Raw genomic sequence first — 11578 nt, 5'->3', positions numbered from 1 at the left:
TTAACATTCGAATGAAATATATATGCCAATGAATATTTAACAATCATACATTCACAACATGAATATATTTTTTAATAATTTATTTCCGAGGGAACTGAGAATTGAGCGAGGGGGTATTAAAATTGCCAAATTGGTTCGTATCAAGCGCACAAAATTTAGAATTATCGCTTTCAAACGATAAATATTTCTGCATTTCGTATTTAATTAAAGCTCATCATGTACTCATGATGAGCTTTATATTTTGATGTTTATCAGGCCGCGTGACTAGCAGCGCTATCGAGCAGTGCCATCTCTTCGCTATTGAGCAATTTCTCAATATTGACCAGAATCAGCATTCGGTCGCCCAGGGCGCCGAGCCCGGTCAGGTACTCCGTCGACAGAGTGACAGCAAATTCAGGTGCCGGACGAATTTGTTCTGATGCCAGCGACAGAACATCCGACACGCCGTCGACCACAATCCCAACCACACGCTGGCCGAGATTAAGGACAATCACCACCGTATTGTCGTTGTACTCAACGTCTTCCTGGCTGAATTTCACCCGCAGATCGACGATAGGTACAATCACCCCGCGCAGATTGGTTACGCCTTTAATAAACGCCGGGGTGTTGGCAATACGCGTGACCTGATCGTAGCCGCGGATCTCCTGTACCTTCAGGATATCAATGCCGTACTCTTCGTTACCCAGCGTAAATACCAGAAATTCTTGTCCTGTCGGTTCACCCGCCAGCTTTGTTACATTCGTCATACCGGTCATGTTTTTACCTTTTCTCTGCGTTTCAGGCGGCTGTGTTCGCCAGACGTTTTTCACGATTCAATCCCTGCAGGGCGGAGACATCGACAATCAGCGCGACGCTGCCGTCGCCAAGGATGGTTGCCGCCGAAATACCCGGCACCTTGCGGTAGTTGCTCTCCAGGTTTTTCACTACGACCTGATGCTGGCCAATTAACTGATCGACCAGCAGCGCATAGCGACGACCGGCGCTTTGCAGAATAACCACAATGCCCTGCGTCGCTTCAGTTTTCGCCCCCTGCACTTCGAATGCTTTCCACAGTTCGACCAACGGCAGGTATTCACCACGTACTTCCAGTACGCGCTCGCCGCCCGCCAGAGGATGCAGATCCTCTTCACGCGGCTGAAGGGATTCCATCACCGCATTTAGCGGCAGAATAAACACCTCTTCGCTCACCTTCACCGACATTCCATCGAGGATCGCCAGCGTCAGCGGCAGCAGAATGCGGATGGTGGTGCCTGCACCCTGTTTGGATTTAATCTCAACGTGGCCGCCCATCTCCTGGATATTTCGTTTCACCACGTCCATACCCACGCCGCGCCCGGAGACATCAGTCACCTGCTCAGCGGTGGAGAAGCCAGGGGCAAAAATCAGCATCCCGACCTCTTCATCGGTCATGCTTTCGCTGACCGACATCCCCTGCGATAACGCCTTAGCCAGAATGCGTTCACGGTTAAGCCCGGCGCCGTCGTCGGTCACTTCGATACAGATATTGCCGCCCTGATGCTCTGCGGAGAGGATCAGATTACCGACGGCCGATTTGCCCGCCGCCAGACGCGCTTCCGGCAGTTCAATACCGTGATCGAGGCTGTTACGCACCAGGTGGGTCAGCGGATCGATAATGCGTTCGATGAGGCTCTTATCGAGCTCGGTTGAGCTACCAATTTGCGTCAACTCGACCTGTTTGCCCAGCTTGCTCGCCAGGTCACGCACCAGACGTGGGAAACGGCTGAACACATATTCCATCGGCATCATACGGATGGACATCACCGATTCCTGCAGGTCGCGGGCATTGCGTTGCAGCTGCCCCATGCTGGTAATCAAATCGCCGTGAGAAACCGGGTCGAGTGCGTTTGAGCGCTGCGCCAGCATTGACTGGGTGATAACCAGTTCACCGACCAGGTTAATCAACTGATCGACTTTCTCAACCGCCACGCGAATGCTGGTTGATTCGCTGCTGCGTGCCGCCGGTTTTTCACGTTCAACTCGCGCAACCGGTACTGAACTGTTCACTGCTGCCGCAAACGGTAATTCGACCGGTGCGGCAACCACTTCTTCAACCATCGGCTCGGCTTCCGCCACCGCCGAAACAGTGGTGAATTCAATCTGATCGGCCTCAATGACGAAACACAGCACGGCAACAATGTCGTCCTGATTCACATCGCCATCGATAATTGCCGTCAGCGAGTCAGCCGTTTTACTGACCTGGCTTAAGGTTGCCAGATTGCCCAGCTCCTCTTCCAGCATCTCCGGTTCACCTGACTTCAGGCGAGATAGCATAATCTGCGTTTTACCGCTCTCCACCGGAGTCTGCACGTCATCCGCGTCTTGTTGCGGGCTATTTGCCACCACGCTCAGTCGGGCGTTGCCAGCGACGGGTGGGACGCTTTCGCCTTTTGCCTACAGCGCCAGTTGGCGCAGGGCATTGCAGATATATTCGAAGCTGGCAGCATCCGGTTCGGTGGAGCTTTTATAGGCGTCGAGCTGTTCCTGCATAATATCTTTGGTTTCCAAAAACAGGTTGATAATGTCGGTGTTAAGCTGCATTTCGCCACGCCGGGCTTCATCCAGCAGGTTTTCCATCAGGTGCGTGGTTTCCTGCAAAATAGTGAAGCCAAACGTGCCGGCCCCGCCCTTAATCGAGTGCGCCGCGCGGAAAATCGCGTTCAGCTGTTCAGCGTCAGGGTCATCCACCACCAGGTTCAGCAGATGCTGTTCCATATCGGCCAGTAGTTCGTCGGCCTCATCAAAAAATGTTTGATAAAAATCGCTGATATCCATGCTCACGCTATCACCTCGAGTCGGGTTGTGGCGGCGTAGTGTCAGCCGCTGCTGAAGAGGCATTCGGCGACTGTAATACGCTTAAAGGTTCATTCTGGCTCTCGGCATTCTCATGGAGAATGGCCTGTTCAGCCTGATTATTCAGCACCAGCAGGCTAATACGACGGTTAATCGCATCGCCGCCGCCGCGTGCCGATAGGCGCATCGAGTTTGACATCCCGATTACGCGTAAAACTTTGCCGTCATCCAGCCCACCGGCCACCAGCTCGCGACGCGAGGCGTTGGCGCGATCCGCCGACAGTTCCCAGTTGCTGTAGCCACGCTCACCCGTCGCGTACGGGTAATCATCAGTATGGCCGGAAAGACTGATTTTATTCGGGATCTCGTTAAGTACCGGGGCAATACCGCGCAGAATATCGCGCATATACGGTTCAACTTCGGCGCTACCGGTTTTAAACATAGGACGGTTCTGGCTATCGATAATCTGGATACGCAGCCCTTCCTGCACCAGATCGATCTTCAGATGCGGACGCAGCGCACGCAGTTTGGGATCGGCCTCAATCAGCTGATCCAGCTCACCGCGAATACGCTTTAAACGGTTCACTTCCATCCGTTTTTTCAGCTCATCAATGTTCGGCTGCTTGCGCACTTCGCCTTGCTGCTGGGTCACATCGTCGCCGCCACCGGGAATCGGGCTGTCGCTGTTCGCCATCCGCGGCCCGCCGGTAATGGCGGTCGCCAGCGGCGTACGGAAGTATTCGGCAATCTGGATAAGCTCTTTTGGGCTGGAGATAGAGATAAGCCACATCACCAGAAAGAACGCCATCATTGCGGTCATAAAATCAGCATAAGCAATTTTCCACGACCCATGCGCGCTGCCGTGTGATTTATGCTTACGCCGTTTGACGACGACAATGGGATGCGATTGGTTTTTCATGCGTCCTCGGTGGTCGTTTGCTGCTGGCCTGCCGGGTTACGCACTGCGCGTACGTGCTCTTCCAGTTCAATGAACGATGGGCGCTCGCTGCTGTAAAGTGTTTTACGACCAAATTCGACGGCGATCGGCGGAGCGTAGCCGTTAAGATTGGATAACAGCGTGATTTTGACGCACTGCATCATCTTGGTTGTTTCCGCGCTTTTCTGCCGCAGGACGCTGGCCAGAGGCGAAACGAAGCCGTAAGCCAGCAGAATACCGAGGAATGTCCCCACCATCGCATGGGCAATCAACGCCCCGAGCTCCGCCGCCGGACGATCAGCTGACCCCAGCGCGTGCACCACCCCCATGACCGCCGCGACGATACCGAACGCCGGCAGTGAATCCCCCACCAGCGCCAGGCTGTTAGCCGGGACTTCACTTTCGCTTTCATGGGTTTCGATCTCTTCATCCATCAGCGCTTCAATCTCGAAGGTGTTCATGTTGCCGCTGATAATCAGTCGCAGGTAATCGACAATAAATTCGAGCATCACCGAATCGGCCAGGATACGCGGGTAGCTGGCAAAAATTTCGCTCTCTTTCGGATTTTCGATATCCCGTTCCAGCGAAAACATCCCTTGCTGGCGCGATTTGGCCATCAGGCGATAAAGCAGCGCCAGCAGGTCCATATACATGCTTTTGGTGTACTTCGAGCGGCGGAACAGCAAAGGCAGCGCCTTCATCGTCCCCTTGATGGCTTTACCGTTGTTACCCACGATAAATGCGCCGACCCCCGCCCCGCCGATAATGATCAGCTCAGCCGGTTGATACAGTGCCCCAAGGTGTCCGCCGGTCATCATGTAACCGCCGAAAACTGTCCCCAAAACAACCAGGTAACCTATTAAGATAAGCACGCTATCATCCTTCCACTGTTGACTAAGAGAGGAGACAGATGAGGTATTTCACCCAATTATGGGTAAAAAAAAGCAGCGGCCTGAAGACCGCTGCTGGAGTGTTTAATCCACGTTACGTGGGGTTAAACAGCTTGCCCTATCTGTTCATCCAGCAGTTGTGGATTACTATCGGCAAGATCGCTGGAAAGTTTACGTCTTTTTACTGCTCGTGATGGAGGCTGGCACAGGCTGCAGACAAAGCTACCCGCTGGCTGGTGTGCATGAGTCACAAAATTGCCGCCACAGGAATGGCAGCTAGAAAGTTCAAGCAGTCCGCTTTCAACAAAACGGACCAGAGTCCATGCGCGAGTCAGGGCTAATAGTGGCCCTTCGTCCTGCTGAGGACACTGTTCAAGATAGAGACGGTAAGCTTTAATCACGGCATCAACGCCAGAGCATTGACCGCTTTTGAGTAAGAACTGCCAGGCATTGCAGAACATGGAGGAGTGGATATTCTGTTCCCATGTCATAAACCAGTCCGTGGAAAACGGCAGCATTCCCTTCGGCGGCGGGCTGCCCCGCAGCTCTTTGTAGAGTTTAATCAGACGACCACGACTGAGCTGAGTTTCACTTTCCAGCATCTGCAAACGAGCACCCAGCGTAATCAGCTCCATCGCAAGCTGTATATCGCGGGCTTCCTGAACAATGCTTTTTTCGCTCATCGTCAGGCCCTTTTCTTACGGGCTGGTTCGCCTGAGCCGCTGGCTTCATTCAGCAATCTGGTGGAGAGCAGAATACCAGTGTGAATCTGCTGCAGATCATCAACGCGTGACTCTTGCGTGAGGCGGGTAATGGTTTGGGCGTTATCAAAGCGGAACTGACAAACCAATTGGTTAGTTTCCGCCAGCTTCACCATCTGCGGAAGCGTCAGCTCCCTGAGGACTTTTGCCATCTCCTCGTTGATACCGAGGCGAAACATAGCAGAAGCCTTATCCTGACCAATCAAACGCTGTGCAAGAAGCAGATAAGACAAATTAATGTCATAGATGTGCTTTAGCAACTCGGATGTATGCATTTTCCCCATCCCGAATAACCAATTAGTACTTTTATGCAGTCAAACCGCATACCCCGTGATGTCGTCGGGCAAGGCCCGATAAAAAAATGAATCGGTCGAAATGCATGGCCAATCAGGCAAATCTTTCTGCGTCATTATCGGGTTGTGATTTCACTTATGACCCGACAACTCTAACCATTTCTTACAATTTACTAAGATTTTTCCTAATTCGACGCAACTTTACTCGCCAGATGTGACACATACAATGTTACTTCACTGTTAATTTGAAATTTATGTGATCTTCATCACAAAATCATATCGTATTTTTGGCCTCAATCTATCAGTCCCCTTTGTATTTTGACCAATAAACGAGCAGTTAAAGCGGCGTTTTATTCCACCCTAACGGATATTCATTCACTGAAATTATTAAACTATCATTTCGATTTTGCGACTTTAGTGAAGTCATCTGCGAAAAAATTATCACAGATCATACTTTCATCTGATATACAAAATTCATCGCAAATTCAATAAATTGAAACATCACGACATTCATCACAAATTAATTCGCATGTTATTTACTTTTGATTAACATTAATTCAGCATAAATTAAATGTTTATGCGATATTTTGATTACATCATATATCCGCGTATGCTTATGCATTCCGTCTAAATTTCGCACAATCATTCGCATAAAATTTGCTTATGTATTAGATTAAGTTATAAGCAGCGATATTCCGTCTAACTCTTGCGAGCCTGACGTAAAAAGAGTAAGAGATGAAAGATAGTGTGTGTATTTTTCAAGCAAGGAGGTCTGATGTCTTACTCACATCTTTTAGTGGCCGTAGCGCCCACGCCAGAAAGCCATGAACTGCTAAGGAAAGCCGTTGCTATTGCGCGACCTGAAAATGCCCGCGTCAGCATGATTACGCTCGCCACCGATCCCGAGATGTATAATCAGCTGGCCGCGCCGATGATGGAGAGCCTGCGTGAATTGATGCACGAAGAGACTCTGCAGTTTTTGCAAACCCTGGCCGATGGTGCCGACTACCCTATCTGGAAAAGCCAAATCGCCTCCGGTGAACTGTGCGATCACGTAAAAGCATTCTGCCAGAACCATCAAGTCGACCTGGTTATCTGCGGCAACCATAACCAAAGCTTCTTTTCGCGCGCAACCTGTTCGGCAAAAAACATCGTCGGCAATAGTGGCGTAGACGTATTATTAGTGACATTGTAACAAAACGATAAACCAGCTGGTTTGAAGCGTCGGAGGGAATTCCCGGCGGCGTCCTGGCCTGACCGGGTGACATCGTTATTTGTGCGCCCATACCTTATCTGGCATCGGGGACAAAGACGCCGGGATAACTCCCCGGCGTTGGCAGGCTATTCAGACACTCTGTTTCGCTTTCTGTTTGTAGCGGTCGAAAATTACCGCGGCCAGCAGAATCAACCCACGTACCACGTACTGGGAGAATGGCGAAATGTTGAGTAAGTTCATCGCATTCTCGACGGTACCCAGAATTAAGATCCCGGCCACGACATAAGAGATTTTACCAATCCCCCCTTTCAGCGACACCCCCCCTAATACGCAGGCAGAGATGACGATCAATTCATAGCCAATCGAGGTCATCGGCTGGCCGCTGGTCATACGCGACGCCAGAATGATCCCGGCAGCCGCAGAGACCAGACCAGAGAGAACAAAGATAATAATTTTGGTCCGCACCACCGGTACCCCAGCCAGCCGTGCCGCTTCTTCATTACCGCCAATCGCCAGCGTATTGCGACCAAAGGTGGTTTTATTCAGCAGCAGACCGAAGATAATCAGGCACCCGACCGTCAGCCAGATTGGCGCCGGCAGGCCAAGCCAGTTGGCGTAACCGAGGGCAAAGAAGCGTTCGTCTTCAATCCCTACTGCTTTCCCATCGGAGATGATGTAGGCAAGGCCACGCACAATCTGCATGGTGGCGAGCGTCGTAATTAGCGCATTGATTTTAAGTCGCGCAATCACGAAACCATTAATCAACCCACTCACTGCGCCGAGCAGCAGACCGGCAAATACGCCGATCCACAGGCTTTCGGTGGCATTAATCACCACTGCCGTCGTCACCCCCGCACAGGCGATAACCGACGCGACCGAGAGGTCAAAGTCTCCAGAGGCCAAACAAAATAGCATCCCGCAGGCGACCATCCCCGACATCGAAATCGCCAGTCCAAGCCCCTTCATATTAATAAAAGAAGCAAAGTTCGGCACAAAAATGGCGCAGCAGATAAACAGCACGGCAAAGACGACCAGCATGCCGTATTGATCCCAGATACGGCTTAAGCTCAGCGATGAGCTGCGGGCGCCAGGTGTAGTAACAGATGACATCGTAATCTCCTTACTCAGGCGACAGCCTGACTGACTTTAGGCATTGCCAGGCTCAACGCCTGCTGTTCATTAGCGCTCTCATGCTGCAGTTCGCCGGATATTTCACCTTCACGCATCACCACGATGCGGTCAGCAACGCCCAATACTTCCGGCAGGTCGCTTGAGGCAAACAGTACGGCCACACCGGAGGTCGCCAGCGTGTAAATAACGTTATAAATTTCATGCTTCGCCCCCACGTCGATCCCGCGCGTCGGCTCATCAAGCAAAATGACCTTCATATCCTCCGACAACCAGCGCCCAAGAATGGCCTTTTGCTGATTTCCGCCGGAGAGATTCATGATCAACTGCTGCGCTCCCGGCGTTTTAATATTTAACGATTGGATATGGTGATCGGCGTTGGTCGCTTCCCAATCGTTATTGATAACGCACCCAGCACGAATATGTTTGCGCCGGGCGCTGATGTTGATATTGTCGCGCACCGAATGCACCGGAATGATGCCTTCGGCTTTACGGTCTTCCGGGCACAGCATCATTCCCGCACGGATGGCCTGCGCAGGTTTATCAATTGTGACTCGCTGGCCGTCGATATAAATCTCGCCGCCGGTTATCTTCGTGCCGCCAAAGATCCCTTTCATCAGCTCGCTTCGCCCGGCTCCCACCAGCCCAAACAGGCCGACGATTTCACCGCTGCGCACCGACAGTGAAATAGGCGTGCGCACTCCCGGCGCTTTCACCTGCTCCAAACGCAGCCGCTCCTCGCCGTAATCACGCGGCTGCCAGCCATAAATATCGTCGATATTACGCCCAACCATCGCCTGAACCAGGCGGTCATGGCTGACTTCCTGCATATCGTCAAAGGTGCAAACATAGCGGCCATCTTTAAATACCGTGATGGCATCGCTGATTGCGAAGATCTCTTCCATGCGGTGCGAGACATAGATGATCACCCGTCCCTCCTTGCGCAGCTCGCGGATCACCCGGAAAAGGTTATCGATCTCGCGCGCAGACAGCGAACTGGTAGGCTCATCAAAGGCAATAACCTTCGCGTTACGCGCCAGCGCTTTTGCAATTTCCACCATCTGCCATTGGCCAATGGAGAGATATTTCAGCGGGGTATCTGGGTCAATATCCAATCCCAGATGTTCAAGCTGCAGACGTGCTTCATAGTTCAGTAGTGACCGGTTAACGATCCCGCCGCGGCTCGGCAACTGCCCGAGGTAGATATTTTCGGCGACGGTCATCTCCGGAATAAGATGCAGTTCCTGGTAAATAATGGCGACACCCGCGTTCAACGCCGCGGTGGTATCAGCAAAAGAAATCTCTTCTCCACGCAGTGCAAGCGAGCCAGAAGTCGGGGAATAATTGCCGCTGAGTATTTTCAGCAGCGTCGACTTACCGGCACCGTTTTCGCCCATCAACGCATGCACCTGGCCGCTATAGCAATCGAAGCTAATATCGGACAGCGCTTTTACGCCGGGGAACGTTTTGCAAATGCCGTGGAAAGAGAGATAAGGGGCAGACTGTTGCATGGCAACCTCCACAATCAGCTATCCTTCTCCCCCCGCCTGGCGGGAGGAGAACCATCAGGACTCAGAGGCCTTTTTTCGCCAGTTCTTCTTTGAAGTTGTCGCGGGTGATCAGCACAACGTCAGTGACTGCGGTGAATTTTGGCGGCTCTACGCCTTTTTGCACCCAGTTGTACAGCAGCTCGCTGGTTTTATAGCCGTGAATATCCGGGCTTGGCAGCAGAGAGCCAAAGAATCCGGTCGCCTGTGCTTTTGAAAGTTCGTTGACCGCATCCACGCCGTTGATACCAATCCCAATCACGCTGGCCGCTTTAAAGCCCTGACCTTCCGTGGCACGCACGCCACCCAGGACGGTGTTATCGTTCATACCGATAATCAGCCACTGCTTCACTTCAGGGTGCTGAACCAGCAGCGAGTTACCGGCATCGAATGCGCCGGGGATATCATTAGATTTGGTCGGGATCTTGTAGATCTGTTTTTCCGGGAAGCCTGCGGCTTTAATCGCATCCATCGAGCCCGTGGTGCGACGACGTGCGGTATCCAGTTCGTCTGCGGTAATCGCCATCACGCCTGTGGTTTTCACATCCCAGCCGCGTTTTTGCATCTCTTTATAGAGTTCCTGTCCCTGGCGAGCCCCAATTTCACTTGCCGCCATCATCACCAGCGGCACGGTATCCATCGGTTTACCTTTGGCATTGACGAACTGATCATCGACGGTGATGACCTTCATGTCATAGCTTCGCGCCTTCGCCACGATTGCCGGCCCCAGTTTCGGATCAGGCGTACAGATAACAAAACCTTTCGCCCCGCTTGCCGCCAGGCTATCAATGGCATTCAGCGTTTTTTCACCATCGGGAACGGCAATTTTAATCACATCAAAGCCGAGATCTTTCCCCGCCTTATCGGCAAATTTCCATTCCGTCTGGAACCAGGGTTCTTCCGGTTGTTTCACTAAAAAGCCCAGTTTCAGATTTTCAGCCATAGCTGATTGTGACATAACCGCCGCCAGCCCGATGGCCGCCAACGCTTTGGTAAATTTGTGCATGGTTAACTCCAGCCTTAATGTTCTTTTATGTAGGGAAAATCAGACAATTGATTTAATTAGACATAAAACAAAGTATTAGCTGATTGACTTACAGCGTTAACGTTGTTGAAACATTAATAGCCCGGAATTGATTATCCATTAGAGAGCGGCATCACACCGCAGAATTACAGTAAAGTGATGCATAGATTCAGCAGATAATTACATATCGAGAAGCGCAAATTGTCTGACAATTCGCGCCAATGAGTCGCCAGGATATATCCATTCATCGTTGAAATATCCTGGACGTCGGGTCAAACGAGGAACTACCAGCGGTAATAAATATGCTCGGCGTGTTCGCGTACCGGCTCTTCGTTACCTAACAGACGTGCCGCAACGGTAAACGCAAAATCAAAAACATGACCAAAACCTTTGCCGCTTAACAGATTGCCGTCTTCAACAACCGGTGCATCAACGTATTCGCCATTTTTCACATCCTGCCATAAATCACCTGAGCAGACGTAGCGGCGTCCTTTGAGCAAATCATTCCCTGCCAGCACGCGCGCGGCAGCAGAGCAGATTGGGCAAATAAGTTTATTGGCAGCATCATGTGCCGCAACAAATTTAATAACATCGGGATTTGCCGCCAGATTGACGCTTCCCTGCGGGCCACCCGGCAGCACAACCGCGTCGTACAGGGTATCGAGACGTTCTGCCAACGTTGCGTCCGCCACCATCGGAATGTCGTGATAGCTCACAACCGCACGAGATTCCGCGCACGAAACCAGTTCGACACCGATATGCAGACGACGCAGAATATCGATAGTGACAATCGCTTCCCCTTCCTCAAAACCAGGGGCCAGCAATACTGCAACCTGTTTCATTTTAACTCCTGTAAATTCATATCAATATAGTCCCCCAGGATGACAAAACGGAGGGAACTTTGCACATGCTAAAATAGCGTGAACATAATCCTCTTGCCGGCCTCAATCAAAAATGATCTAAAACAAATT

The 11578-nt window shown here is 51.5% G+C and carries 10 protein-coding genes and 1 pseudogene; 1 reads left to right on the top strand and 10 read right to left on the bottom strand.

Annotation, left to right across the window (positions count from 1 at the left end; translation table 11 throughout):
- Positions 1-251: 251 nt before the first annotated feature.
- From cheW to flhD, 6 genes and pseudogenes are all read right to left on the bottom strand, one after another.
- Positions 252-755, bottom strand: coding sequence for a chemotaxis protein CheW (gene cheW, locus LZ634_RS21980; RefSeq protein WP_052283483.1), 504 nt, complete (start codon positions 753-755; stop codon positions 252-254).
- Positions 756-777: 22 nt separating this feature from the next.
- A pseudogene (cheA, locus tag LZ634_RS21975) lies at positions 778-2799 on the bottom strand (chemotaxis protein CheA).
- Positions 2800-2803: 4 nt separating this feature from the next.
- Positions 2804-3730: a flagellar motor protein MotB gene (gene motB / locus LZ634_RS21970; RefSeq protein WP_234508857.1), complete on the bottom strand. Its 927-nt coding sequence runs from the start codon at positions 3728-3730 to the stop codon at positions 2804-2806.
- A complete protein-coding gene (gene motA / locus LZ634_RS21965) occupies positions 3727-4620 on the bottom strand; it encodes a flagellar motor stator protein MotA (protein WP_234508856.1) in 894 nt (297 codons plus the stop codon). The genes motB and motA overlap by 4 nt, the downstream gene beginning before the upstream one ends.
- Positions 4621-4742: 122 nt before the next feature.
- Positions 4743-5327 (bottom strand): flagellar transcriptional regulator FlhC, encoded by a 585-nt coding sequence (gene flhC / locus LZ634_RS21960; RefSeq protein ID WP_234508858.1) that lies wholly within the window; start codon positions 5325-5327, stop codon positions 4743-4745.
- The gene (flhD, locus tag LZ634_RS21955; protein WP_234508855.1) at positions 5324-5674 is read right to left on the bottom strand and encodes a flagellar transcriptional regulator FlhD; all 351 of its coding nucleotides are present in this window, start codon (positions 5672-5674) and stop codon (positions 5324-5326) included. Before flhD ends, flhC begins: the two co-directional genes overlap by 4 nt.
- Before the next feature lie 793 nt (positions 5675-6467).
- Here flhD and uspC point away from each other — a divergent pair.
- Complete coding sequence (uspC, locus tag LZ634_RS21950) at positions 6468-6887, top strand: universal stress protein UspC (RefSeq protein ID WP_234508854.1); 420 nt, start codon at positions 6468-6470, stop codon at positions 6885-6887.
- Between the two features lie 150 nt (positions 6888-7037).
- On the opposite strand, the gene araH is transcribed toward uspC, so the two are convergent.
- From araH to LZ634_RS21930, 4 genes are all read right to left on the bottom strand, one after another.
- The gene (gene araH, locus LZ634_RS21945; protein ID WP_234508853.1) at positions 7038-8018 is read right to left on the bottom strand and encodes an L-arabinose ABC transporter permease AraH; all 981 of its coding nucleotides are present in this window, start codon (positions 8016-8018) and stop codon (positions 7038-7040) included.
- A gap of 14 nt (positions 8019-8032) precedes the next feature.
- The gene (gene araG, locus LZ634_RS21940; protein WP_234508852.1) at positions 8033-9547 is read right to left on the bottom strand and encodes an L-arabinose ABC transporter ATP-binding protein AraG; all 1515 of its coding nucleotides are present in this window, start codon (positions 9545-9547) and stop codon (positions 8033-8035) included.
- Between the two features lie 61 nt (positions 9548-9608).
- The gene (locus LZ634_RS21935; RefSeq protein ID WP_234508851.1) at positions 9609-10589 is read right to left on the bottom strand and encodes an arabinose ABC transporter substrate-binding protein; all 981 of its coding nucleotides are present in this window, start codon (positions 10587-10589) and stop codon (positions 9609-9611) included.
- 302 nt (positions 10590-10891) lie between these two features.
- Complete coding sequence (locus tag LZ634_RS21930; RefSeq protein WP_234508850.1) at positions 10892-11449, bottom strand: DJ-1/PfpI family protein; 558 nt, start codon at positions 11447-11449, stop codon at positions 10892-10894.
- Between the last annotated feature and the right edge of the window lie 129 nt (positions 11450-11578).

This window comes from Kluyvera intermedia, assembly GCF_021440345.1.
Lineage (GTDB): Bacteria > Pseudomonadota > Gammaproteobacteria > Enterobacterales > Enterobacteriaceae > Kluyvera > Kluyvera intermedia_A.
This window is presented reverse-complemented; position numbering and strand designations above follow the sequence as displayed.